Genomic DNA, 26,360 nt, shown 5'->3' with positions numbered 1-26,360 from the left:
AGTGGTTTTTGAAAAAACTAACGAACGCGATCGTAAGGATTGTCAGCAATTAAATAAGCGAGTATTTCTGCGCGCTTGTCTTGAGTATCTAACCATTCTTTAAACGCTTTAATTTTGGAATAGCTTTCCTCACCAAATTGTTGTTGGTAAACGCGCTCAAAGCTTTTTGATGCAAGCTCTTCACGAATATTTTTTTGGTAAGGCTCTGTGAAAATGTGGTTTAGTTGAAGGGTGAGCCCCTCTTGTTTTAAAAGATTCCATTCTTCTTTATCAAGCCAAATGGCGTTAACACTGCTGCTTAAGTCAACCTTATGGTCTGTTTTACTAGAAATACGGTATTTAGTCATCAATTTACCCGAAACAGGGCAAATTAGCGCCTTTGTTGTATCTTCTGATTCGTTAATAATTATTGATGGTGCCTCAAGTTTTTTTGATCGGTTGGCACTTTGCCAACTTAAATAGTCGACTAATAATAACCAGTGACCACCACAGTTTGTGCAAGTTTGACAGGGGAGGTTTTCTTCTAGTTGAGCGTATTTTAACTCACCTTGTTTGCAATTGGGACAGCGCATGGCAAAGCTCCTAAAAACGTCGAGTAATATTTTGGCTGGCTAAGATTCTAGCTGCAATTTCTTCCACAGAGTAATACGTTGAGTTAACTGAGGGAATATTTTCTCGTCGAAACAACGCTTCTACTTCTTTGGTTTCAAATTGACATTGTGCGTAGCTTGCATACTTACTGTTTGAGCGGCGTTCATTGCGAATGGATACAAGGCGGTCGACATCAATGGTTAAACCAAACAGTTTATGTTTATAGTCCCGAAGTGGAGCAGGGAGCTTTCCTTCTTCTAAGTCTTCGTCTGTGATGGGGTAGTTGGCTGCTCTTATGCCATATTGCATAGCCATATACAGGCAACTCGGTGTTTTACCGCTTCGAGAGACGCCCACTAAAATAATGTCCGCACGGTCATAAAAGCGTGTGCGCGATCCGTCATCGTTATCTAATGCGAAGTTAATTGCATCAATACGATCCACATAGTTGTTGGAAATAGAGTGGGTTTTGCCTACCGAGCCTGTTGCTTTGGTATTGAGCTCTGTGGCGAGTGATGATAAAAATGTAGAGAAAATATTAAGAAAGAAGCCATTGCTCTTTTTTAACGATTGGCTGACTTCTTGGTTGACAATTGTCTCAAATACGAGCGGTCTTACACCATCAAGCTCTGCAGCTTGATTGATTTGCTCAACAATTAATTGCGCTTTCTCGATGGAATTGATATAGGGTTTAGTTATCATCTTTAGCTCAATACCATCGAACTGAGACAGTAGGCTATGGCCTATGGCTTCAGCGGTTATACCCGTTCCATCAGAGATAAAAAATACAGTTCTTTTCATAAAGTGGGCCTAAAAAGTGATTTAGATTTAAACAATAATGCGCTTTTGTCTGCTATAGTAATATGAATACTTTTTATTGGTAAAATTTTTGTTATTTTATTGATATGAAGTATTATTGTTTTACATCCATTAATTCAATTTTACAGATAGCAGTTTTTTAAGCTTTGTCAGCCAGCAAATTGGAGAGATAGCCTTGACAACACATACTAAGTACGTAATACCTTTAAATCAAGTAGGTGTACACGACGTAGAGAAGGTTGGAGGCAAAAATGCCTCTTTAGGTGAAATGATCAGTCACTTAGCCAATGCCGGGGTTTCTGTACCGGGTGGTTTTGCGACAACGGCAGATGCATATAGAGAATTTCTTGAAAAAAGTGGCTTAAATGATCGTATCTATAATGTACTTGATACGCTCAATGTTGATGATGTTAATGCACTTGCGAAAGCAGGTGATCAAATTAGACAATGGATTATGGATGCCGAATTGCCTGCTAGTTTAGATGCAGATATTCGAGCAGCATTTTCTGAACTAGCACAAGGGCATGATATTGCTGTGGCTGTTCGTTCTTCTGCAACGGCTGAAGATTTGCCCGATGCCTCTTTTGCAGGGCAGCAAGAAACCTTTTTAAATATTCGCGGTGTTGATAACGTGATTTATGCGGTAAAAGAAGTGTTTGCTTCTTTATTTAATGACCGTGCTATTGCTTACCGTGTTCACCAAGGTTTTGACCATAAATTAGTAGCCTTATCCGCAGGTATACAACGTATGGTTCGTTCAGAAACTGGGGCGGCGGGTGTCATGTTTACACTCGATACAGAATCAGGTTTTAGGGATGTCGTTTTTGTAACCTCGGCTTATGGATTAGGCGAAACGGTTGTACAAGGCGCTGTTAACCCTGATGAGTTTTATGTTTATAAGCCCACCTTACAAGCAGGCAAGCCCGCTATTTTGCGCCGCAATCTTGGTAGTAAAGCAATTAAAATGATTTATGGCGATGAAGCAAAAGCAGGGCGTTCTGTAAAAACTGTTGATGTGATTCCTGAAGACCGTAACCGTTTCTCCATTACGGATGCAGAAGTGGCAGAGTTGGCTAAACAAGCCATGATTATTGAAAAACATTACGATCGCCCAATGGATATTGAATGGGCAAAAGATGGTGATGATGGCAAGCTTTATATCGTACAAGCTCGCCCTGAAACAGTAAAAAGTCGTTCTAACATGAGTGTTATCGAACGCTATTTAATCAAAGAAAAGAGTAATGTATTGGTCGAAGGGCGCGCAATTGGCCAACGTATTGGATCAGGTGTGGTTCGTGTCGTCAAAAGTATTACAGAGATGGATAAGGTGCAACCGGGTGATGTATTAGTCTCTGATATTACTGACCCAGATTGGGAACCTGTTATGAAGCGCGCGAGTGCTATTGTGACCAACCGCGGTGGTCGTACGTGCCATGCGGCGATTATTGCACGTGAATTAGGTATTCCTGCCGTAGTGGGGTGTGGTAATGCCACGAGTTTATTAAAAGATGGGCAAGAAGTAACCGTTTCTTGTTCTGAAGGGGATACAGGATTTATTTACGAAGGTAAATTAAACTTTGATGTGCGCAAAAGTGCTGTTGATCAAATGCCTCAGTTAAAGTTTAAAATTATGATGAACGTGGGTAACCCCGATCGTGCTTTTGATTTTAGTATGATGCCCAATGAAGGGGTGGGGCTTGCTCGCTTAGAGTTCATTATTAACCGTATGATTGGTGTACATCCTAAAGCATTGCTTAATTTCAATACATTACCGATTGATGTTAAAGAGGTTGTAGAAAAACGGATTGCAGGTTATAAGAGCCCTGTTGATTATTACGTTGATCGTCTTGTTGAGGGTGTAAGTACTATCGCTGCGGCGTTCTATCCTAAAAAAGTGATTGTACGTTTATCCGATTTTAAATCCAATGAGTATGCTAATCTTGTTGGTGGAAAGCTTTATGAACCAGAAGAAGAAAACCCTATGCTTGGTTTTAGAGGGGCTTCTCGTTATATCAGTGACTCATTCAGAGATTGTTTTGAGTTAGAGTGTCGTGCCATGAAGCGTGTTCGTGAGGAAATGGGCTTTAGTAATGTTGAGCTGATGATCCCATTTGTACGTACAGTGGATGAAGCACGTCAAGTGATTGATATTTTAGCAGATTATGGCTTAAAACGTGGCGAAAATGGTTTACGTGTGGTGATGATGTGTGAACTACCTTCTAATGCGTTAATGGCCGATGAGTTTTTAGAGTATTTTGATGGTTTCTCAATTGGTTCAAACGATATGACACAATTGAGTTTGGGGCTAGATCGTGACTCAGGTGTCATTGCACACTTGTTTGACGAACGTAACCCTGCTATTAAGAAGCTCTTATCGATGGCGATTCAAGCTTGTCATAAAGCCAATAAATACATTGGTATTTGTGGGCAAGGGCCATCAGACCATGCTGATTTTGCTAAATGGCTTATGGATCAAGGTATTTCTAGTGTATCATTAAACCCAGACACTGTTTTAGATACATGGTTTTTCTTAGCTGACGAACAATAATTATCGAGTAAGTTAAGTGAGCCCTTGCTGATCGAGTTATCATCAAGGGCTTTTTGCGAGAAGTATAATGGTTAAAAAAGCACTGATTACAGGTATTACAGGTCAAGATGGATCTTATCTTGCTGAGTTTTTATTAGAAAAAGGCTATGAGGTACATGGTATTAAACGCCGTGCTTCATCATTAAACACGCAGCGTGTAGACCATATTTATCAAGACCCCCATGTGGAAAATAAACAATTTATCTTGCACTATGGTGATTTAACAGATACCTCTAATTTAACCCGCATTATTCAACAAGTACAACCTGATGAGATTTATAATTTAGGTGCACAATCTCATGTGGCCGTGAGCTTTGAGTCTCCAGAATACACCGCTGATGTGGATGGCTTGGGTACACTACGCTTATTAGAGGCCATTCGGTTATTAGGACTAGAGAAAAAAACACGTTTTTATCAAGCCTCTACGTCAGAGTTATTTGGTTTAGTTCAAGAAACGCCACAAAAAGAAACTACGCCTTTTTATCCACGTTCACCCTATGCGGCTGCAAAACTATATGCCTATTGGATCACCGTAAATTATCGCGAAGCTTATGGTATGTATGCGTGCAATGGTATTTTATTCAATCATGAGTCTCCACGCCGCGGTGAAACTTTCGTCACCCGTAAAATTACCCGAGGTTTAGCTTATATTGCGCAAGGGTTAGATAAGTGCTTGTATCTTGGGAATATGAATGCATTGCGGGACTGGGGACATGCCAAAGATTATGTCCGCATGCAATGGTTAATGCTACAGCAAGACAAACCAGAAGATTATGTGATTGCCACAGGTATACAATATTCTGTGCGTGATTTTGTCAGTTGGTCTGCTCAAGCGCTAGGTATTACGTTAAAATTTGAAGGCGAAGGAATTGGAGAGCAGGGCATAGTCACAGCTATTGACGGAGAGAATGCAGCTGCGTTGAGTGTGGGGGACGTAATTGTTCGTGTTGACCCACGTTATTTCCGCCCAACCGAAGTGGAAACGCTGTTAGGCGATCCTGCCAAGGCTAAACAAAAACTGGGTTGGATACCAGAAATTACTGTTCAGGACATGTGTCATGAAATGGTTAAAGAGGATTTATCCATTGCAAAACAACATGCCCTATTAAAACAATATGGCTATAAGCCACCGATGAGTTTAGAGGATTAAGGTGTTATGAATGCATTAGATCAAGCAATTTTTGTTGCGGGTCACCGAGGAATGGTTGGATCAGCCATTGTTCGCCGTTTAAAAGCAATCGGCTATACCAATATTATTACCCGCTCACGTAAAGAGTTAAATTTATTAGACCAACAGGCAGTCCATCAGTTTTTTGAACAAAATAAAATACAACAGATTTATTTGGCGGCTGCAAAAGTCGGGGGAATACTGGCGAATAATACTTACCCCGCAGAGTTTATTCATGAGAATTTAATGATAGAAGCAAATGTGATTCATGAAGCGCATAAGGCTGATATTAATAAATTATTGTTTTTAGGTTCCTCTTGTATCTATCCCCGTTTAGCAGAACAACCAATAAGAGAAGACTCGTTGTTAACGGGGCAATTAGAGCCTACAAATGAGCCTTATGCAATTGCTAAGATAGCGGGTATTAAGTTGTGTGAAAGCTATAATCGGCAATTTGGGCGCGATTACCGTAGCGTGATGCCGACTAATTTATACGGCCCTCATGATAATTTCCATACAGAAAATAGCCATGTTGTTCCCGCACTGTTAAGACGTTTCCATGAAGCGGTAGAAAATAAGCAAGATGAAGTTGTGATTTGGGGAACAGGAGCGCCTTTACGTGAGTTTATGTATGTTGATGATATGGCTTCTGCTTGTGTGCATGTGATGGAGCTCGAAATGTCAAGCTATCAACGCTATACGCAACCTATGCTATCGCATATCAATATTGGTACTGGTAAAGATTGTTCCATTAAAGAACTAGCTAAATTAATCGCAAAGATAACAGGGTTTAGTGGAAAGTTAGTATTTGATAACAGCAAACCCGATGGTACACCTAGAAAATTACTTGATGTTTCTCGTTTAGAAGCAATGGGATGGCAATCAGGTATTGATTTAGAAACAGGGCTTAATAATGCATATCAATGGTTTCTAGAAAATCATCAAAAAGCGCGTACTTAAAAGTTTAATAATTAAAAAAGTAGAGTTGTTGAAAGTAAAGCTTGAGCTTTTAAAGCCCAAGCTTTACCTAGGTTAGGCAAACTATTTAAGACCTAAGCCTTTTTTAACACCTTCCCCATAAGCAGGGTCAGCTTTTGTAAAGTGTTCGATTTGCCGACGTTGTATTGCTTCATCGATACCTTTCATTGAACCCACAATATTATCAATTAACAGTGCTTTTTGCTCAGGATTCATCAATCTAAATAATGCACCTGCTTGGCTATAATACTCGCCATCTTCACGATGATCGTATTGATACTCGGGACCTGATCCGGCTTGAGGGAATGCTGGATCTTTTAAGTTAGTTTGTTTTGGCGCATCATCAAAGCTATTAGGTTCATAATTTGGAGCACCACCGTTGTTGCCATCAAAACGCATTGAACCATCACGTTGATAGTTGTGATAAGGGCATTTAGGCGCATTAACAGGCAGTTGCTGATAGTTAGTGCCAACACGATAGCGTTGCGCATCAGCATAGGCAAATACGCGACCTTGTAACATTCTATCAGGTGATAACCCAGTCCCAGGAATAACATTACTTGGGGCAAAACTTGCTTGCTCTACTTCTGCAAAGTAGTTTTGTGGGTTACGGTTTAACTCGAACTCACCTACCTCAATCAATGGGAATTCTTTCTGCGACCAAACTTTGGTAACATCAAAAGGATTTTCTGCACGTTTTGCCGCTACATCTTCTGACATTACTTGAATATAGACACCCCATTTAGGATAGTCGCCACGCTCGATTGCATGGAATAAGTCATCTTGAGCATAGTCAGGATTAGAGCCTGCAAGCTCTCCTGCTTTAGTTGGGTGTATATTTTTTATGCCCTGTTTGGTTCTAAAGTGCCATTTAACCCACGTACGAATACCTTCTTTGTTGATTAAGCTGTAGGTATGGCTACCATAACCATGCATGTGTCTATAACCGTCAGGGATTCCACGATCAGAGAACAAAATAGTAACTTGATGTAAAGATTCAGGAGAAAGTGACCAGAAATCCCACATCATGCGAGCGCATTTTAAATTTGTTTTAGGATCACGTTTTTGCGTATGGATAAAATCAGGGAACTTAAGTGCATCACGAATAAAGAATACAGGTGTATTATTCCCGACGATATCAAAATTACCTTCTTCACTATAAAACTTTAATGCAAACCCACGGGGGTCACGTGCGGTATCAGCTGAGCCTCTTTCACCACCTACGGTAGAGAAACGAGCGAACATAGGTGATTGTTTCCCTTTCTCAAATAGTTTTGCGTGTGTGTATTGGCTAATATCTTTTGTTGCTGTAAATGTACCATGAGCACCTGAACCTTTAGCATGAACACGTCTTTCAGGAATGTTCTCACGGTTAAAATGCGCTAATTTCTCAACAAGTTGGAAATCATCAAGTGTTACAGGGCCACGAGGACCAGCCGTACGGGAGTTTTGATTGTCAGCGATAGGGGCACCACTGGCTGAGGTTAAAACCGTTTTTTTAGTCATAGTCATTCTCCATCAATAAACAGGTTGTTGTGGTTAATTATAGTGATACTTCGCCATTAATAAAATTAATAATATCTAACGGCTTGATTCTATTTTTCTATCGATGCGATCTAAAAACTATCGCACCTTCTTGAAGAGACATTAACTAGACCTTAGTTTTATTTATTTTGAAAAAAGCATTTTAGTTTATATAGATCAAAAAAGTGTTAATTATTTGCCTAATTAATGATAAAAAATTATGATGAAATGGATGATTGTATACTTTTTAAGAGATTTTTATTCGTGTAAATATACCATTTTTACTTATTGAAAGTTAGGTTTTTAATGGGTTGGATAAGGTTTTTTTATTTATTACTTTTACATCATTTATCGCTATAGCTAATGTTGTCAATGATAAGATATAGTCAAGATATTCGTGATGTAAGCATTTCGATAAATAATGTTGCTATCAAATAGTTACATATTTTTGTTAGTTTGAAAATCATGGGCATATAAAGCCAATAATCAAAAAAGTATAAAGGAAAATAGGTAGAAATTTAGCTTTTTTTGTTCGGCAGGATTTACATTCAATAGTATCTAGCGTAATAGAAACCATAATAAGTTATCCTATTAGCTCTTCAGATACAAGAAATTAGGCAGGCTAGTTAACTTTTAAGCGGTGGTGTGAGCGTTTAGAGTTAATGCAAAATTTACCCATTGCTAATATAGATACAAGGGAGACATCTTCATTATCGGAGCTCAGTGGGGTATACAGTAAAGAATGGCTTGATTTAATGTGATTTTTAAGAGCAGTTAAAGCTGTTTACACTTATGTATAATTCAGTATTTCATGATGAACTGATTAAATAATAGGGATTTTTATATACTCTAAATGGTTGGTTTATTCATGAAAAAGATACAGTTAAGAAGTCTTAGTTTAGTTGCTATCATTATATTGCTAACTGGGTGTGCAACCCCTTCTACCCAAAAATATGACATGATGCTTAATCAATGGCTTAATAAAACAGAATTACAGTTAGTGAGTTATTGGGGAGCACCAGATAAGTCTTATACGCTAGGGAATCAACAATTCCTTTCTTACTATTCTCGATACAATGAGGATATTCCTAATGTCTCAGAAAATTATCAGCCTTTTTTTATTAATGGATTACCCGATTATGATCCTGTTTTAGAAAATGTTAACTACCAAATAGTACCTGAAGTATGTAAAACAACATTTACCATTGAAAAGGGTGTTGTTGTGGCATGGAATCATCACGGTGCGGGCTGTATTGCTAATTGAAGTGTAGTTTAAAAATGTTAGATTACTATAAGGTATTTTTTGAAATACCTTATAGGGCTTATAATGGTTTTATTCCTCGGTGCTTTTACCTCTTTAAACAGTTGGTTATCGTTTTCTTTACTTAATAATTAACTTAAATCTAAACTTTAGCGTAAATAAAATTTCCTAATATTTTATGGTTGTATAATGACATAGGCTAGTTTAGTAGAGATAATAAGATGATTCATGACCATGATTCGTTAGATAAAATAGTTAGTTATTTATCGTCGCAGACCAGTTTAAGTTTATGTTGTATTGATGATGGCATGCCTTATTGTTGTACTTGTTTTTATGTATTAGATGTACAACGTATGGCTTTTTATTTTAGTTCATCGCTTAAAACACATCATGCCAGTGTTATGCTTAAATTACCAAAGGTTGCAGGGACAGTAGCTGATCAAACTAGATCTGTTACTCACTTACAAGGCGTTCAATATCAGGGACGTGTGAGGCTACTTGCGGATGATGAGGAAAAGAGAGCAAGGCACTTATTTTGTACTAGTTATCCTATCGCTAAGTTAAAAAAGGCGCCCATGTGGGAAATCATGCTCACTACACTTAAAATGACTAATAACAAGTTAGGCTTTGGTAAAAAATTACTATGGTCTAGACATGATTAAGTTAATGTTATTATTCTTAAGACCTTGATTTACTTTGATATTGATTTTTGTTTGGCTAATATTATTAATCTATTCAATATGTTGTGTTTTTAAGACCAAGAATTTTCTTGATATACAATCTTAATATAAATAGATAGCCCTATAGTTTTTTTACCATTTCAACATGGGGAATGCCTACTTCTAAAAATTCATCACTGACGACCTCAAAACCAAAATGTTTATAAAATTTAGTGGCGTGTTTTTGGGCGGAGAGTGTTATTGTAGTAAATCCTTGCTTAATCGCCTCATTGATGGTTGCTTTTAGTAGTTCCTCCCCAATATGCAGTCCTCGCCAATCTTTCATAACAGCCACACGGCTAATACGTGCGCAATCTCCTGTTTCTTTGGTTAAGCGAGCTGTTCCCATAGTATATTGGCCATCAATGGCTAAGAAATGGGTCGATGAGCTGTCAAGCTCATCCCATTCTTGTTCCGGTGGTATGTTTTGTTCGTTGATAAATACCGCTTCTCTAATGCGCATGATATCAACCATATCTTTTTGCCAATCAGCTTGACGAACACAGGTATTACTCATTGAAAAACTCCAATGTTCCTTGTTTAATTAATTCTACTAAAAGCGTAATAGCTACCGCATCTTGTAACCAAGGGGATAGATTTTCTTTATCCAGTGCAGAGGACTCAGAAATAAGTTTTAGTAGTTCTGTATAGTGCTCTGGAAAATTACGGCTACAGCCACTTGCAAATAGAATAGATTCATTGTTATAGGTTGACCAAGCAAGCTTTGCACTTGGGCTAGCGATAAGAAGTCCTTCCCCATTTAAATAGTTAAGGAGTTCTTGTTCTGTGGTTTCTTGACCAAGTAAAAGATCAGTGTATTTAGGCTCTGTGACGTGCTGGCCAAACCATGTTAACAGTTTTTGATCATCATTTAAGGCTTCATGAAGTAGCTTTTTTAATCGGGCAAGCGTTGCTTTATCTATGTGGTGTTGATCTTGAGAGATCGCTATTTGATCAGTATCTTTGTAGCGAGACTCTTCTGGGTAGAATTGGCTTAAGAAATCGGTGTAGTGAATTAGAATTTCTTGAGTACTCGGAGCTCTTAAACCAACAGAAATAGTCATGCAGTCGGTTTCTGCTATACCATAATGGGCAAATTGTGGTGGTAAATAGAGCATATCACCGGGGTTAAGTACCCACTCATCCGTTTCTTTAAAGTCAGCTAGTAATCTTAGGTTTGGGTGTTCTAAGCAAGGGCTTTCACTGGATTCTTCAGCACCAATTTTCCAACGGCGTTGGCCATGGCTTTGAATTAAGAATACATCATAATAATCAAAGTGAGGGCCAACACTACCACCTTTGGCGGCATAGCTAATCATTATGTCATCAAAGCGCCATTTAGGGATAAATGAAAAAGGTTTAAACAAGTCGGCTACTTCAGGGACGAATTGATCAACAGCTTGGACTAAGAGCGTCCAATTACTTTCAGGAAGATTTTTAAAGGTTTCTTCATCAAAAGGGCCATGTAAAAGTTCCCATGGGGTATTACCATGTTCGATGACGATACGTGATTCGATTTCTTCTTCTAAGGCTAAACCCGCTAACTCGTCAGGTGTTAATGGGTTTTCTAAGTTCGGGAAAGCTTTTCGAACGAGTAAAGGTTTTTTCTGCCAGTATTCTTTCATAAAAGCGCTAGGTGAAATACCACCTAGCAACGCGATAGGTTGATCTATTTTCATGACTAGATCCGATTAGCCTGTGTGGCTGCATTACCTATGTAGGTAGCAGGCGTTAATGTTTTGAGTTCAGCTTTAGCTGCTTCCGGAATGTCTAAAGTGTCAATGAACGCTAATAACGCATCGGGTGTAATACCTTTACCGCGGGTAAGGTCTTTTAGTTTCTCATAAGCCTTGTCAACACCATAACGGCGCATTACGGTTTGAATAGGTTCTGCAAGGACTTCCCAACAGTTATTTAAATCCTCAGCAATACGAGTAACGTTGATTTCAAGCTTACTAATGCCTTTTAAGGTGGCTTCGTAAGCGATTAAACTGTGCGCTAAGCCTACACCTAAGTTACGCAATACAGTGGAGTCCGTTAAGTCACGTTGCCAGCGAGAAATAGGGAGCTTGTTGGCAAGGTGGTGCATAATGGCATTGGCGATCCCTAAGTTACCTTCTGAGTTTTCAAAATCAATAGGGTTCACTTTATGGGGCATGGTTGATGAGCCAATTTCGCCGGCAATAGTTTTTTGCTTAAAGTAGCCTAATGAAATATAACCCCAAATATCACGATCGAAATCGATTAAGATGGTGTTAAAACGTGCAATGGCATCAAAGAGCTCTGCAATATAATCATGTGGTTCGATTTGGGTGGTGTAAGGGTTCCAGTTGAGCCCTAGTTGCTGCTCTATAAACTCTTGAGCATTACGCTCCCAATCAATTTCTGGATAGGCAGAAAGGTGAGCATTGTAATTGCCAACGGCGCCATTAATTTTACCCAGTAAAGGAATATCTTGAATTTGATCAATTTGGCGCTCTAAGCGATAAACTACATTAGCTAGCTCTTTGCCGAGGGTAGTAGGCGATGCTGGTTGACCATGAGTACGTGACAGCATAGGAACATCCGAAAATTGTTTAGCCAATGAACCGATAGCATCACTAATTTTCTCCATGGTGGGTTCGATGACTTCTGTCAATCCTTCCTTTAGCATGAGTGCATGGGAAAGATTATTGATATCTTCAGAAGTACAGGCAAAATGAACAAATTCATTGATCTTAGCAAGTTCAGGCAAGTGTGCAATATGTTCTTTGATAAAATACTCTACAGCTTTAACATCATGATTTGTTGTTTTCTCATGCTCTTTAATTCTTTCTGCATAAGATTCTTTAAAGTCAGTGACAAGGCTATTGAGTAAGTCATTAGCTTCTTGAGAAAAGGGAGGCACTTCCGTAATTTGAGGATGGTTAGCTAATTGTTGTAACCAACGAACCTCAACCATCACGCGAAAGCGGATTAAACCGTATTCACTGAAAATAGGGCGTAAGCTTTGAGTTTTTGAACCATAACGACCGTCGATGGGTGATACAGCAGTAAGTGCAGAAAGTAACATGTAATACATTCCCATAGTGGAGCTAATAAATTTTGGCAAATTATACACCAAATTAAGCTAAAAGTTGTGGCGAAATTTGGGTAAAAAGATGGATTATTTTTGTGTGTTTTTGGTAGCATGATGATTTTAAGATAATGACTTGTGTTCAGAATATGCAGATTATTTGGCGTCTTATGTTAGGCTTTTTTCTACCAATTATTATCAGTGGTTATTTGATGCTGTTCTATTTAATGGCGTTTATTTGTTATCATGGTGGTTTGCGTTATGACTATGGCGAGACTTTTATGTTTATGGCTATTGTTATCATGCCTATGCTGTTCGCTATTTATTATCCCTGTTTTATTCAATGTTTTTTGTATACCGTGGTGATGGAGTACTTCAATTCAAAAATTAAATCCCATTTGCTTTTTGTTTTGATCAGTACGGTCTATGGGGGATTAGCCAGTTTTGCAGTTTTTTATATCTTGCCTAAAGTGGAGACAATTTTAGACAGCAACACTCATTTGTATGTTGTCGGTGTGGGTACTGGCTTTTTTACAGGGCTTATTTTGCGCCGACCTTATTTAAAATCTACTAGAAAAAATAATAGCCTAGAGTTTTTAACTCAAGGCTAAGGCTTGTTGGCGTAAAAGCTGAATTTGGTCACGCAGTTGTGCTGCTTTTTCAAACTCTAAGTCTTTGGCTAACTTATACATTTGCTCTTCAAACTGTTTTATTCGTTTGTTGTAGTCAGCAGGTGTTCTTAATTCGATCTCACGGCCACTTTCTTCAGCAACTTTAGCAAGGCTTCTGCGTTTACCACTGCGAGCTCCAGGAATATTAGCGCCTTCCATAATATCGGTAATATCACGTTTAACGCCTTTGGGGGTAATGTTATGTTCTTCGTTAAAGCTAATTTGTTTAGCACGCCGACGTTCTGTTTCGTCTATAGCGCGTTGCATAGACCCCGTTATCTTGTCAGCATATAAAATGGCTTTACCATTTAAGTTACGTGCTGCCCGACCAATGGTTTGAATCAGTGAGCGTTCAGAGCGTAAGAAACCTTCTTTGTCAGCGTCTAAAATGGCCACAAGAGAAACCTCTGGCATATCTAAACCTTCACGTAGTAGGTTAATGCCGACTAATACATCAAAAGCGCCCAAGCGAAGATCGCGAATAATCTCTACCCGTTCAACGGTATCAATATCAGAGTGTAAATAGCGCACTTTAACATCATGCTCTGATAGATAGTCGGTTAAGTCTTCAGCCATCCGTTTGGTGAGTGTTGTCACTAATACCCGATCCTCATCAGCCACTCTTTTTCTGATTTCTGATAATAAATCATCCACTTGTGTGGTAGCAGGGCGCACCTCTATTTCAGGGTCAATTAATCCTGTAGGTCGTACAACTTGTTCGACTACTTGCCCTGCATGTTCTTCTTCATAAGCCCCTGGTGTGGCAGAAACGAAAATAGTTTGTGGGCTAATCGCTTCCCACTCTTCAAAGCGTAAAGGACGGTTGTCAAGTGCTGAAGGTAGACGAAAGCCGTACTCAACTAGGGTTTCTTTTCGCGAACGGTCGCCTTTATACATGCCGCCAATTTGCGGTACGGTAACGTGTGATTCATCAATCACTAATAAGGCATTATCAGGTAAGTAGTCATAAAGGGTAGGAGGGGGTTCGCCAGGTTTTCTACCTGATAAGTAACGTGAATAGTTTTCAATACCATTACAGTAGCCTAGTTCGATCATCATTTCCAAATCAAATTTGGTACGTTGTTCTAGACGCTGAGCTTCAACTAATTTGTTGTTAGCTTGTAAGTATTCTAAACGTTCTTTTAACTCTTCTTTTATGTGTTCTACAGCGTCTAATAAAACTTCGCGTGGGGTCGCATAGTGTGTTTTAGGGTAGAAGGTAAAGCGTGGTAGTTTGTGTAATATTTCACCTGTTAAGGGATCAAAGGCGGAAATAGTTTCCACTTCATCATCAAATAGCTCAAGGCGAATGGCTTCAAAGTCTGACTCCGCAGGGTAAATATCAATAACATCCCCCCTGACTCGAAAAGTAGCACGTGCAAAATCAAAGTCATTGCGGGTGTATTGTAGTTCAGCTAACCGATGCAATAGAGTGCGTTGATCCATTTTGTCACCACGATCAACGTGCAAAATCATTCTTAAATAAGACTCAGGGTCACCCAGACCATAAATAGAGGAAACCGAAGCAATAATAATAGCATCAGGACGCTCTAACAGCGCTTTAGTCGCAGAAAGGCGCATTTGTTCAATATGTTCATTTACCGAGGAGTCTTTTTCAATATAGGTATCCGATGCAGCAACATAGGCTTCAGGTTGGTAATAGTCGTAGTACGAAACAAAATACTCAACGGAGTTATTGGGGAAGAAGCTTTTAAACTCTCCATAGAGCTGCGCCGCTAGGGTTTTATTGGGCGCAATGATTAACGTAGGGCGTTGTAGTTGTGCAATAACATTAGCAATACTGAATGTTTTCCCTGACCCTGTAACACCTAAAAGTGTTTGGTGTGATAGGCCAGTCTCGATACCTGCGACCATTTCTTTGATAGCGGTGGGTTGATCTCCAGCAGGGGTGTAGTTAGTTTTTAATAGAAATTTGCTCATGGCGCTCTACATAATAAAAAGAGTATGGATAATACCTATATGGGGTTACATCGTCACAATATCTACCCTAAAAGTAAAAAATAGTTATGATAAGATAACTATATACCTCGTTGTTGGTATGTGGCTTTATAGTCTATTAGCTCATCATTCTCTGAGAAGTGAAGATAGATTTGTAGATAACGATCAGAGGTTGTTAGCCGAGAACTAAAAGAAAAGTAGCCCATGTATTCGTTACCTGACACGCGTTTTGAATTTAAAAGCTCATCTCTTCTTACGGGGACTACACTATTGATACCATTTTGTTGAAGGAGTTCAATGGTTTCATTATAAGAGCTGCCCAACGGTAAGTAGCGCTCGATAATATCAGTGACATCAATGGATTTGCTATGAATTTTGGACAAATTGCCTGCATTATTGATTTCTTTCAGCATAGGTGTAGGAGCGTCTTTTGACATAAAGAAAAAACTAAAGATAGAACCCCAGCTAATTAAACAGGCTAATACATAGATTGTTCGTTTTATACGACTTGGCATAGTGGGGAATCCTTACACACCATGTGTGTTTGTATCATTGCTGTGCAGTGTCTCAGAAAAATAGTAAAGAAGAAATATATCATAAATACTGCATTATGAAAGAGGTTGTTTATTATTTTAAATAATCAAAAGAGTTTATATTTAAAAATATTACCTATGATAAGTAGTTTTGTATTTAGAACATTTCATATTAGGTTTATAATAAAACCTTTGCATCTGCCGCTAGAGTGATAAAAATGAATTTATTTGCCAATATCGAACTTGCACCGCGTGATCCTATTCTTGGTTTAAATGAAGCATATCAGGCTGATACTCGAGCCAATAAAATTAATTTGGGTGTAGGGGTTTATTATGATGAACAAGGCCGTATCCCTTTACTAAAAGCTGTACAAAAGGCTGAGGCTGAGTTTGTCGCAGCTGGCGCTCCCCATAGTTATTTACCCATCGATGGTATTGGTAGCTATGACCAAGCTGTACAAAAACTTTTATTTGGTGCTGATTCTTTTTTATTGGCCGAAAAGCGCGTAGTAACAGTTCAATCTTTAGGTGGTACAGGGGCGTTAAAGTTAGGTGCTGATTTTGTTAAACAGTTTTTAAATGGTACAGATGTTGCCATCAGTAACCCCAGTTGGGAGAATCATCGGGCATTGTTTTCAACCGCAGGTTTTAATGTTCGTGATTATAGCTATTATGATGCTGACACTCATGGTTTAAATCGTGAAGGGCTTTTTGCTGATTTAAAAGCATTGCCTGCTAACACTTTAGTGATATTACATGGTTGTTGTCATAACCCCACAGGTGTTGATTTAGATACCGAGGATTGGGAGCAAATTCTAGATATTGTTCAAGAAAAACAACTCATTCCTTTTATTGATATTGCTTACCAAGGTTTTGGTGATAGCATTGAAGATGACGCATTTGCTGTTAAGCTATTTGCGGCATCGGGGATTAACTTTTTCGTATCAAGCTCTTTCTCAAAATCGTTTTCTCTATACGGTGAGCGCGTTGGAGCTTTGTCGTTAGTGACGAACTCAGCCGATGATGCTCAACGTGTTTTATCACAACTAAAACGTGTTATTCGCACCAATTATTCAAATCCCCCTATTTATGGTGCTATGTTGGTGTCGAAAGTGCTTAATAATCCAGAACTCTATAAGTTATGGAGTGATGAGCTAAAAGGCATGAGAGAGCGAATTAAATCTATGCGCAATCAAATGGTTGCTAATTTAGCTGAAGCTAAACAAGATTTTTCTTTTATTGCTAAACAATGTGGTATGTTCTCTTATTCAGGTTTAACGGCTGATCAAGTCGACAAGTTACGGACGGATTATGGTATTTATGCTGTATCGACAGGACGCATTTGTGTGGCTGCACTGAATACAAATAACGTAAAAACAGTAACTGATGCAATTTTACAGGTTATTTAAGGCTATTTTGTTTAGGTATTTTTTTAAAAGGCGTTATTTAATTAAAAATAACGCCTTGTTCTATTCTTTTGCTACTTCTTTATTTAAGATTAACTCCATTTGTATATTGCAGCGTTTATAAGGCGTTGCATGACCTATAACCTTTTTAAATCCTAATTTTTGGTAAAGATTGATAGCCGGTTTTAAGACGGTATTACTTTCTAAATAAAGGCGAGAAGCTCCTAGTTCTAGTGCTTTCTTTAAAGCAACTTGACCTAATAGAAAACCAATGTTTTTCCCTTGTGCTTTAGGACTAACAGCCATTTTGGCAAATTCGTAGTCGTAATAATCGTCATCCATTTTTAATAGCGCACAGACGCCAACAGGTATATTTTTGTAGAGTGCAACAAAAATACATCCTCCGTTATCGATGATAGAGGCTTGTGGGTTATCTAATGCTTTATGATCTGCGTCTTCCATTTCAAAATAGCGGCTGATCCATTCTTCGTTTAAGGCTCTGAATGTATCTTGATAATCAGAGGTATAAGGAACAACTTCAACATAGGTGCTTTCTCTTTTTTTTCTTTCTTCTTCTACATACTTTAAAAGTGATTTTTGGTTAAGTAAATACTCCCATTCCTCTATGGCTTTCCATAGATCATGAGTTGTTTGCTTTGAAATACTATCAATCGCTGCTCCAACATCAGACAGCTGATCAACTAGCTTTTTTGCGATTTCTTGACCTTTGGGGGAGAGTTGAATCAAGTTTAATCTGCCATCTGCTTCATCTTTGCATTCATTAATGATGCCACAGGCTGACATTTCACGAATAATTTTACTGACAGAGGGGTGGCTGTGGCCAATTTCTTTTGCAATTGTGGTGACAGTTAATCGCTCATTATTGGATAATACAAAGAAAACGGGGAACCATTTTGTTTTTAATTCTACATCATAAAGTTTATAAATAGCCGCTGCGTCTTCTGTTATTTTATCAGTTAACATTCGGAGTCTGCTACCTATTGCCATCTTGCCGGTTTTATTAAAAAATTCCATAAAGCATCCTTTGTTCATGATTACGTAATTAGTTACATAATTATATTTTTATGTTTTAAAATAGGCAAGTTTTATAAAATGCTAATTTTATAGAGTGTAAAAATGATTACAGAAAGTCACAACAAGTATTACAAAATTTTTAAATAACAATCATAAAGATATAGATTTATGCCATGTTACATAGGGGGGAGCGGTATTAAGTACCAATGTTTGTTTTTCCTAAATTGTAACGAAGTACGTTAGCCTCTGTATTGCTTCAACTATTTATGTTAAAAATACAGCTCGCCTTTATTAAAGAGAGATGTTAAGAAAGAATGACTACCTATACACAATCTATTTGGCAAAAAGTTCGTCAATTATTTAGCCGTGGTTTTGAAAAAGTTACGGCAAAAGAAGTTTCTATTACTAATGCTGCTCGTAGCAAGCTATCAGGCTTAGGATATGGATTAACCAAAATAGTATTTTTTATTATTAAGTTAGCTGTGCTTCTTGTATTAGCATGGTTTGCTTTGTGGTTGCTACTTTTTATGGTTATTGCAGGTGTTATTGGCTTTTTTGTATTTAAGAAAAAGTTAAAAGATTATGCCAATATGGCTCAAATGCAGGGGCAAACCTTTCAAGAAGAAGTCTATAAAAAAACAGGCAAGAGATCTTATACCTTTGACAATCAGGGTAATATTGTTGACTAATTGTTTTATGTGCTAGTTGCTCTTTAGCAACTAGCAATACCTCTTATCTAATAAAGCATAGTATAGTAAAATAGCCTTTTTTATTAGATTCCACTCCATGAATTCTCAATCTTCTGCATTACCTAATTACCGTTTCTGTGTTGCCCCAATGTTAGATTGGACGGATCGGCATTTTCGTTATTTTTTTCGTGGATTAAGTAAGCAGTCGTTACTCTATACGGAAATGATTACCACAGGAGCCTTACTTCATGGTGATGCGCCGCGTTATTTAGCATATCATGAACTTGAACATCCGTTGGCTTTACAATTGGGGGGAAGTAACCCTGATGAACTTGCCGCCTGTGCAAAAAAGGCAGAGGCATGGGGTTATGATGAAGTTAATTTAAATGTAGGTTGCCCTAGCGATCGTGTGCAGAATAACATGATAGGTGCTTGTTTAATGGCGCATCCTACGTTGGTTGCTGATTGTTTTAAAGCCATGCAAGATGCCGTAAGCATTCCTGTAACTATTAAGCATCGCATTGGTATAGACGGACGTGAAAGCTATGATGAGTTACTTGATTTTGTAGGACAAAGTGTTCAAGCAGGTTGTAAGCGTTTTATTGTTCATGCACGTATTGCCATTTTAAAAGGACTTTCCCCTAAGCAAAATAGAGATATTCCACCGTTAAAGTATGATGTTGCCGCCCAGCTAACAAAAGATTTTCCTGATTGTACGTTTATTCTTAATGGGGGAATTAATACCTTATTAGACTGTGAGCATCATTTACAAACCTTTGATGGGGTAATGGTTGGACGCGCCGCATACCATAATACTTATGAGTGGGCGACAGTTGATCAGCGTCTGTTTGGTAGTGATACGCCTATTATCTCTCGTGAACAAGCGTTCTTGAATATATTGCCTTATATTGAGCAGCATGTGAAGGAGGGCGGTACGGTGCAGCATATCAGTCGTCATTTATTGGGGCTGGCTCAAGGATTTTCAGGTTCTAGGCGTATTCGTCAGCTTTTATCCGTTGATATTCATAAGCAGCCAGCCCGTGAGGTATTTGATCAAGTATTGACTTATTTACAATCAAGCGATGTTAATGGTTGAGTCTTGCTCTAAGATGAGCGAAAATAGCGCACCTTTTTAAGCTCAAAGAATTTTATCGATTATGTCATTTGCTACTGAAATTAAAAACGAAGTGGATAAACGCCGCACGTTTGCTATTATTTCCCATCCTGATGCTGGTAAAACAACCATTACCGAAAAGCTCTTGTTGATGGGGAAAGCCATTAGTGTGGCTGGAACAGTCAAGGCGAGAAAGTCTGATCGTCATGCTACCTCTGACTGGATGGAAATGGAAAAGCAACGTGGAATTTCGATTACCACCTCGGTAATGCAGTTCCCTTACCGTGATCATATGATCAACTTGCTCGATACCCCGGGGCATGAAGACTTTTCGGAAGATACTTATCGTACTCTAACTGCAGTGGATAGCGCGTTAATGGTACTTGATGGTGGTAAAGGGGTTGAGCCAAGAACTATTGCCTTGATGGAAGTGTGTCGGTTACGTGACACGCCGATTGTTAGTTTTGTAAACAAATTAGACCGCGATATTCGTGACCCTATTGAGCTATTAGATGAAATTGAAGCGGTTTTAAATATTAAAGCAGCACCTATCACATGGCCAATTGGCTGTTACCGCGATTTTAAAGGGGTTTATCATTTAGCGGCAGATAAAATTATTACCTATACCCCAGGTCACGGACATGAGCGTATTGAGAACAGAGTGATTGATGGCTTAGAAAGCGACGAAGCGCGCGAGTACCTAGGTGATTTATACGACAATTTTATTGAGCAACTTGAGCTGGTACAAGGTGCTTGCCATGAATTTAATGAAGAAGAGTTTTTACAAGGTAAAATAACACCGGTCTTTTTTGGTACAGCGCTAGGTAATTTTGGCGTTGATCAAGTTCTAGATGCTGTGGTGGATTGGGCGCCTAAACCTTTACCCCGCAAGACCAATGAGCGCGAAGTATTGCCAACTGAAGAAAAATTCACTGGTTTTGTATTTAAAATCCAAGCCAATATGGATCCAAAACACCGTGACCGTATTGCGTTTATGCGTATTTGCTCTGGGCGTTATGAAAAGGGCATGAAAATGTACCATACCCGCATTGGTAAAGATTTAAAAGTATCTGATGCATTAACCTTTTTCTCCTCTGAGCGTGAGCAATTAGAAGAAGCTTGGGGAGGTGATATTATTGGTTTGCATAACCATGGCACTATTCAAATAGGTGATACTTTTACTGAGGGTGAAAAGTTAAGTTTTACAGGGATTCCTCACTTTGCACCTGAGTTATTCCGCCGTGTTCGTTTAAAAGATCCATTAAAATCGAAACAGCTTCGCCAAGGTTTGCAAGAGTTGGCAGAGGAAGGGGCTACCCAAGTCTTTTTCCCTGAGCGGAATAATGACATCATTTTAGGGGCTGTTGGTGTGCTTCAGTTTGATGTGGTCGCCAGTCGTTTAAAAGAAGAATACAAAGTAGAATGTGTTTACGAAGCAATTAACGTCTGGTCAGCACGTTGGATTGAGTGTGATGATAAGAAAAAGCTTGAAGAGTTCAAAAATAAGGCCATGGAGCATTTAGCTATAGATGGTGGAAATCATCTAACCTATTTAGCACCAACCCGCGTTAATTTAAGTTTAATGGAAGAGCGTTGGCCTGATATTAAATTTAGAGCGACAAGAGAACATCATTAATTAAAAAAGGCACTTATATAAGTGCCTTTTCTTTTAGAAGTGCTTAAAATTATTCATGAATGGTTTCATCACACTTTATTTTTAATATATTAGGGTAAATATTAAGAAGCATCGTAAATCGCATACGAACGCCATAAGAAATTACCTCGCACCGTGTTAATCCTGTTGGGACACTAGAGCCAATAGCATCGGGTAAAAAAACTCGACCACTGTGAAGCATACTCCAAATATGGTGAAAGGTAGCGGGGCGAATTCTAAAATAGAGTGATGAATCACTATCACAGTGTTTAGTGTGACACCCTCTGACCCCCCAAATATTATCATCGGGATAAATTTCTTCAGAGTGATTAAGGTAAATAACTTCCTTTTTATACGTTGCAAAATAGTAAGAGGTTTGTAATAGCAAACAAGCCGTATAAAAGACAATAATAAAAGATAGAATAGTTCCCGCAATCATGGCTAATGCTCTTTTATAGACGAATTCGCCATACTTATTATAGGTATAGTTAACCCATCGTTGTTTATACCATGATAATACGCTAAGAAGCTTTTTTCCTATAAAAGAGAATAGGGTGATGATTACTTGCAAAAACTTATTGTCTGTTTTCAATCGTAATTACCTCAGTTTTTGATAAATGACATTTCAAAAACTTGTTTTTCTGTATTATAGATAGCATTGAACTTCCCTTTATCCTGAGGGGTCTCCAATATATGGTTTACAATAATCGGACGGATATTGGCTTTTATATAGCCGGGTAGCCCACGTGCCCCACGAATTAAATCGTAATGGTCTTTACAGAAACTAGTAATGCAGCTATCTGACATTTCAATTTCTAAGCCTTTGCTTTGATAAGACTTATTAAGTTTGGTTATCTCACGACGAATAATTTTTTCAATAATCTCTAGTGGTAAGCGCTTAAAGTGAAGAATATTTTCGCGGCCATTAAATCGATTAAGGAGTTCTGAGCGATAAGTTTTATTTAACTCATCATTAGCAAACCCTTTAGCTTCTTCATCGGACAAATTAGGATTTAAATAGTAAGGTTGACCAATATTGGAGGTCATAATGATGATGATGTCAGAGAAGTCGACAGTACGTCCAACGTTGTCAGTTAAGCGTCCATCCGATAAGACTTGTAAGAAGATATTGAACACATCAGGGTGTGCTTTTTCGATTTCATCGAATAAATAAATACCTACAGGTCTTTTTCTAACTGAGTTTGTTAAAATGCCACCCGCTTCAAAACCTTCATAACCAGGGGGCGCGCCAATTAATTTGGCAACGGCATGTTTCTCCATGTATTCAGACATATCAAATCGAACAAGAGAATTTTCGTCACCAAAGACATACTGAGCAAGCGCTTTAGCCATTTCTGTTTTACCGACACCTGATGGGCCTAGAAATAGATAAGAGACAGCAGGGCCAGATTCTTCAAGGGTATCTATTTTTGAAACTTTGATCGAATTGGCTACATGTTTTACAACATCATCTTGTCCATAAATACGAGACAGTAGGTTTGATTCTAAATGGATGAGGTTTTCAATTTCGTTTTCATCCAGTTTATTCGCTGGTATTCCTGAAACGTTACTAAACTCTTTAATCACTTCATCCCTTGTTAGCAATAAATCTTGATTAGCTAATGCCACTAACTTCTTATGTTGTTCAGCGTTAGTTGCAATTTCTTGATCAATTTGGCGAATTTTTTCTTTACGCTTGCTAATTTCTGGTGAATCAAAACCATTTGCCGTTAACTGTGCAAAGGTCTTTACGGTAGAAGAGTCTGGATAGGTGTTCTTTTTTTCTTCTTCTTGCAGATGAGCAATTTCATCTTGTAATTGAAAACGAAGCAGTTCAGCATCATGCTGATATTGATACGTTTTATTTATTTCACTTTTTAACTCGTCCCACTCTGTTTGCCATTGTTCAAGTTGACGCTGTAATTCTGCTTTTTGGGTATCATCAGTGGTTTGATCAATACGATTTTGTAGTTCAGCCAGTTTGGGATGATATTTATGGGTAAATTGGCGATAGCTTGCCAGTGCACGGTCTAGTAGAGAGATCGAGCGTTGAGGTTGTGCTCCACCTAAACCTAGGCTATCTCTGTATTTACTGGTTAAGTGCATTGCTTCCTCAATGGCTTCTTCATCAATTTTGATTTTGTGATGTTCAGAGAGTTGTGTAGAAACATGCGTTAAGATTTTTTTTAAGTCGTCACCCGTAGGCTCTTTTACATCGTAAAGTGTATACATTTCTGAAATGGTTGTATTCCACTTCAGTACTGAGCTTAGGTGTTCATCGCGAACCTCAAGAATAACTTGAAACTCGTTAGACTTATCCGCATGGTTTAATGCATTCATAAAGTGGGCATTACCCGTATTATGTGCGGCTTCTAAAAAGTTATAGGTATCACTAATAATAAGCACTGATTCAGGTGTTTGAGTCAGTTTTTTTAACATACGTTGAAACTCATCATTTATCTTGTTGCTATCACCACTGGCAAATAATGAGTCAGTATTTAACCAAAACAGCTTTTTAACAATAATATCAAAGGGAGTATCTGGTTTCTCTTTGGCCGCTTGTAGGCCAAGAGGGAGTATGGAAACTCCAACCCCAGCAGGCCCAGTCAATAGCAAAGAGTTTGAGGACTTTCTAATGAGAATAGAGGAAATCCTTTCAAGATCATGCTCACGACCAACCAGTTTGAAATCTATAAACTCAGCGAGACGATCGCGTCCTCTTATCAAATGCATAGATACTACTCCCTTTTTTATTAATTATAGTTTGAATGGCGATTGAGTCGTTGGCTTAGGTTTTTCAGTCGCGGCTTTTTCTGAAAGAACATCACCTGTTACGGCAATAAAGTCTTTCGTGTCTGTTTGAACATCTTTAGCCAATTTCTCTATATCTTCAAGATTTGCACGCATTGTCTCTAGTGCTGAACGGGTTATTTCTGTTGCTTCTCGTTGAGTATCACCAAATTCAGCTAGGTTTTGTAACATAGACTCAAGATCATTGTTAATTTCATCACGGCCTGTTGCAATGCGAATCGCTTCATTTTTTGCAATGTCATTAGTAACTTTAGCCATTTCTGCTAATGTATTGCCCGCCATTGATTGAGCTTCATTAATCGCTGCTGAGTTGACCGCAGTAACAACAACACTTAATTGCGATGCAACAGAAGCGATACCTCTAGAGTGCATCGCACGAGCACTTTCCACTTGTTTCTTGGTAGCCGCTTGCATATTTCTGATCTTAATGGCTTCAGTTGTTAATTCACCATAAGTTTGCATAGTATCAACGGTAGCTGTTGAGACTGTATCAATATGTTCATCTAGGTTACGGCAAGTTTCTTCGTGCTTCATTGATTCAAGTAGGTTGTCGCCAACGTTTTCTTCTTCCAGCTCTTTTCTGCGTATACGGTGTGCTTCTTCTACTTTTTTGGTGGCTTCGTTCATTACTGCATAAATTTGAATCATGTTGCCATTGTTGTCACCTAGCCCTTCAATTTGGCTGACCATCTTTTCTAGATGACCCCTGATAGCGCCAAAGCGCTCTTTACCTTGATTAACAAATTTAAGCGCGGATTCAACCATTTTAGCTTGGCGTAATGTATGCTCTTCAGAGGTTAGGTTGAGTAGTTCTTTTAGTTTTTCAACTTCAAAAGATTCAGAGGCAATCGTTTTACGCTCTTGGATTTCTTTTGTTAACGTGTCGAGCTCTGAGCGTTTAACCTGTAATTCGGTTTGTAGTTTTTCAATAGAGGCTTCATTGGTTAAAATTTGAGCCTTAGAGTTAGGTTTGATTTGGCCAAGACCAAAAAAACTTTTATTTTGTGACAGTTTAAAAATGTCATTTTGTAGGTCAGTGATTTGCTTTTCTATATTTTCAATGGCATCTTGTAGAGTTTTCTTTTCTTCTTCTTTTTCACTTTCCCATGCTTGATCTGCTTTAATTTGAGCAAGAGCGCTTCTGGTTTCACCACTTTGGCGTAATTTGTAAAGAGCATCAGTGATTTCTGTCAGAGGAGTGATTTGCTCAATAAAATCATTCAAGTCATCATTAAAGTCGGAGTAAACTCTTTGTAACTCTGCGAAAACCTCGGTATCCGTCATTTGAATACGTTGTTTTGACATTTCTTCAGAAATGGATTGTAGGTATTCTTTAAATGCGTCAAACTCTTGTACTCTTGCTCTATCACTTTCTTTATCATTAGTGAACTCAAGTATTTTTGTAAGATTACTAACTTTATCTTCCAATGATTGGCTTTCATCAAAAACAACCTTAAAGAATGAGTTTTCTTGTATTGCAGAAAATGCATTTTCTGATCGTGAAGTTCTCGTTCTTTGTCTGCTGGATGTTTCAACCTTATCAGTACTGGTTAGTTTTCGACTGGTAGATTCGGACATGTTTTTTCCCTTTTATATAAAAATACAGCGAGTCTTTAATTATAATATTCTAAAAAGATATATGTAGTACAAAAGTCTTATATTATGTTGTTTGAATCTAATTTTATCAAGCGTGGATTTTTCTTATTTTTATAAAATCATCTTATTGTTTAGAAATGATTTCTTATAGGGTTACATAGGAGAGCATTGATTATAAATAATCATGATA

Annotated in this window: 22 protein-coding genes; 10 read left to right on the top strand and 12 right to left on the bottom strand. The window is 38.3% G+C overall.

Annotation, left to right across the window (positions count from 1 at the left end):
• Positions 1 to 17: 17 nt before the first annotated feature.
• Complete coding sequence (locus DM558_RS05270) at positions 18 to 572, bottom strand: TFIIB-type zinc ribbon-containing protein (protein ID WP_127162438.1); 555 nt, start codon at positions 570 to 572, stop codon at positions 18 to 20.
• A 10-nt stretch (positions 573 to 582) separates the two neighbouring features.
• The gene (ppsR, locus tag DM558_RS05265) at positions 583 to 1,392 is read right to left on the bottom strand and encodes a posphoenolpyruvate synthetase regulatory kinase/phosphorylase PpsR (protein ID WP_127162436.1); all 810 of its coding nucleotides are present in this window, start codon (positions 1,390 to 1,392) and stop codon (positions 583 to 585) included.
• Between the two features lie 193 nt (positions 1,393 to 1,585).
• On the opposite strand from ppsR, the gene ppsA reads away from it, so the two are divergent.
• The 3 genes from ppsA to fcl all read left to right on the top strand — a co-directional run bounded on the left by ppsA (position 1,586) and on the right by fcl (position 6,125).
• Positions 1,586 to 3,958, top strand: coding sequence for a phosphoenolpyruvate synthase (gene ppsA / locus DM558_RS05260; RefSeq protein ID WP_127162434.1), 2,373 nt, complete (start codon positions 1,586 to 1,588; stop codon positions 3,956 to 3,958).
• Positions 3,959 to 4,025: 67 nt separating this feature from the next.
• The gene (gene gmd, locus DM558_RS05255; RefSeq protein WP_127162432.1) at positions 4,026 to 5,147 is read left to right on the top strand and encodes a GDP-mannose 4,6-dehydratase; all 1,122 of its coding nucleotides are present in this window, start codon (positions 4,026 to 4,028) and stop codon (positions 5,145 to 5,147) included.
• A gap of 6 nt (positions 5,148 to 5,153) precedes the next feature.
• Complete coding sequence (fcl, locus tag DM558_RS05250) at positions 5,154 to 6,125, top strand: GDP-L-fucose synthase (RefSeq protein WP_109702554.1); 972 nt, start codon at positions 5,154 to 5,156, stop codon at positions 6,123 to 6,125.
• 81 nt (positions 6,126 to 6,206) lie between these two features.
• Here the strand turns inward: fcl and DM558_RS05245 are convergent, their stop codons facing one another.
• Entirely contained in the window at positions 6,207 to 7,649 is a 1,443-nt protein-coding gene (locus DM558_RS05245; RefSeq protein ID WP_127162430.1) for a catalase, read from the bottom strand.
• A gap of 886 nt (positions 7,650 to 8,535) precedes the next feature.
• Between DM558_RS05245 and DM558_RS05240 the strand changes: the two genes are divergently transcribed.
• The gene (locus DM558_RS05240) at positions 8,536 to 8,931 is read left to right on the top strand and encodes a hypothetical protein (RefSeq protein ID WP_127162428.1); all 396 of its coding nucleotides are present in this window, start codon (positions 8,536 to 8,538) and stop codon (positions 8,929 to 8,931) included.
• A 218-nt stretch (positions 8,932 to 9,149) separates the two neighbouring features.
• The gene (locus tag DM558_RS05235) at positions 9,150 to 9,590 is read left to right on the top strand and encodes a pyridoxamine 5'-phosphate oxidase family protein (protein ID WP_127162426.1); all 441 of its coding nucleotides are present in this window, start codon (positions 9,150 to 9,152) and stop codon (positions 9,588 to 9,590) included.
• Positions 9,591 to 9,729: 139 nt separating this feature from the next.
• Here DM558_RS05235 and DM558_RS05230 read toward each other — a convergent pair whose 3' ends face one another.
• The 3 genes from DM558_RS05230 to purB are packed head-to-tail and all read right to left on the bottom strand — an operon-like array spanning position 9,730 to position 12,699.
• Positions 9,730 to 10,164, bottom strand: coding sequence for a GNAT family N-acetyltransferase (locus DM558_RS05230; RefSeq protein ID WP_127162424.1), 435 nt, complete (start codon positions 10,162 to 10,164; stop codon positions 9,730 to 9,732).
• Positions 10,157 to 11,326 (bottom strand): cupin domain-containing protein, encoded by a 1,170-nt coding sequence (locus DM558_RS05225; RefSeq protein WP_127162422.1) that lies wholly within the window; start codon positions 11,324 to 11,326, stop codon positions 10,157 to 10,159. The genes DM558_RS05230 and DM558_RS05225 overlap by 8 nt, the downstream gene beginning before the upstream one ends.
• A 2-nt stretch (positions 11,327 to 11,328) precedes the next feature.
• Positions 11,329 to 12,699 carry an adenylosuccinate lyase gene (gene purB, locus DM558_RS05220; protein WP_127162420.1) on the bottom strand — a complete coding sequence of 457 codons (1,371 nt, stop codon included), beginning with the start codon at positions 12,697 to 12,699 and terminating at the stop codon, positions 11,329 to 11,331.
• Between the two features lie 152 nt (positions 12,700 to 12,851).
• Between purB and DM558_RS05215 the strand changes: the two genes are divergently transcribed.
• Positions 12,852 to 13,313, top strand: a complete 462-nt coding sequence (locus DM558_RS05215) for a hypothetical protein (protein ID WP_127162419.1) — start codon at positions 12,852 to 12,854, stop codon at positions 13,311 to 13,313.
• On the opposite strand, the gene uvrB is transcribed toward DM558_RS05215, so the two are convergent.
• Together uvrB and DM558_RS05205 are read right to left on the bottom strand one after the other, a co-directional pair.
• The gene (uvrB, locus tag DM558_RS05210; protein WP_127162417.1) at positions 13,299 to 15,314 is read right to left on the bottom strand and encodes an excinuclease ABC subunit UvrB; all 2,016 of its coding nucleotides are present in this window, start codon (positions 15,312 to 15,314) and stop codon (positions 13,299 to 13,301) included. The genes DM558_RS05215 and uvrB overlap by 15 nt on opposite strands.
• 98 nt (positions 15,315 to 15,412) lie before the next feature.
• Positions 15,413 to 15,847 (bottom strand): hypothetical protein, encoded by a 435-nt coding sequence (locus DM558_RS05205; RefSeq protein ID WP_127162415.1) that lies wholly within the window; start codon positions 15,845 to 15,847, stop codon positions 15,413 to 15,415.
• A 236-nt stretch (positions 15,848 to 16,083) separates the two neighbouring features.
• On the opposite strand from DM558_RS05205, the gene DM558_RS05200 reads away from it, so the two are divergent.
• Positions 16,084 to 17,274 (top strand): amino acid aminotransferase, encoded by a 1,191-nt coding sequence (locus DM558_RS05200; RefSeq protein WP_109702566.1) that lies wholly within the window; start codon positions 16,084 to 16,086, stop codon positions 17,272 to 17,274.
• 60 nt (positions 17,275 to 17,334) lie between these two features.
• On the opposite strand, the gene DM558_RS05195 is transcribed toward DM558_RS05200, so the two are convergent.
• A complete protein-coding gene (locus DM558_RS05195; protein ID WP_127162413.1) occupies positions 17,335 to 18,306 on the bottom strand; it encodes a bifunctional helix-turn-helix transcriptional regulator/GNAT family N-acetyltransferase in 972 nt (323 codons plus the stop codon).
• A 314-nt stretch (positions 18,307 to 18,620) separates the two neighbouring features.
• On the opposite strand from DM558_RS05195, the gene DM558_RS05190 reads away from it, so the two are divergent.
• The 3 genes from DM558_RS05190 to DM558_RS05180 all read left to right on the top strand — a co-directional run bounded on the left by DM558_RS05190 (position 18,621) and on the right by DM558_RS05180 (position 21,745).
• Positions 18,621 to 18,995: a DUF3742 family protein gene (locus tag DM558_RS05190; RefSeq protein WP_127162411.1), complete on the top strand. Its 375-nt coding sequence runs from the start codon at positions 18,621 to 18,623 to the stop codon at positions 18,993 to 18,995.
• A 97-nt stretch (positions 18,996 to 19,092) separates the two neighbouring features.
• Complete coding sequence (dusA, locus tag DM558_RS05185; RefSeq protein WP_127162409.1) at positions 19,093 to 20,091, top strand: tRNA dihydrouridine(20/20a) synthase DusA; 999 nt, start codon at positions 19,093 to 19,095, stop codon at positions 20,089 to 20,091.
• 61 nt (positions 20,092 to 20,152) lie between these two features.
• A complete protein-coding gene (locus DM558_RS05180; RefSeq protein ID WP_127162407.1) occupies positions 20,153 to 21,745 on the top strand; it encodes a peptide chain release factor 3 in 1,593 nt (530 codons plus the stop codon).
• 49 nt (positions 21,746 to 21,794) lie between these two features.
• On the opposite strand, the gene DM558_RS05175 is transcribed toward DM558_RS05180, so the two are convergent.
• Genes DM558_RS05175 through DM558_RS05165 form a run of 3 tightly spaced genes read right to left on the bottom strand, consistent with a single transcriptional unit; the run spans position 21,795 to position 26,152 of the window.
• On the bottom strand, positions 21,795 to 22,355 hold the full coding sequence (locus DM558_RS05175) for a hypothetical protein (protein WP_109702570.1): 561 nt from the start codon (positions 22,353 to 22,355) through the stop codon (positions 21,795 to 21,797).
• 11 nt (positions 22,356 to 22,366) lie between these two features.
• The gene (locus tag DM558_RS05170) at positions 22,367 to 24,496 is read right to left on the bottom strand and encodes an AAA family ATPase (RefSeq protein WP_127162405.1); all 2,130 of its coding nucleotides are present in this window, start codon (positions 24,494 to 24,496) and stop codon (positions 22,367 to 22,369) included.
• 24 nt (positions 24,497 to 24,520) lie between these two features.
• The gene (locus DM558_RS05165) at positions 24,521 to 26,152 is read right to left on the bottom strand and encodes a hypothetical protein (protein WP_127162403.1); all 1,632 of its coding nucleotides are present in this window, start codon (positions 26,150 to 26,152) and stop codon (positions 24,521 to 24,523) included.
• Positions 26,153 to 26,360 lie beyond the last annotated feature (208 nt).

This window comes from Entomomonas moraniae (genome assembly GCF_003991975.1).
In the GTDB taxonomy this organism is placed as follows: domain Bacteria; phylum Pseudomonadota; class Gammaproteobacteria; order Pseudomonadales; family Pseudomonadaceae; genus Entomomonas; species Entomomonas moraniae.
This window is presented reverse-complemented; position numbering and strand designations above follow the sequence as displayed.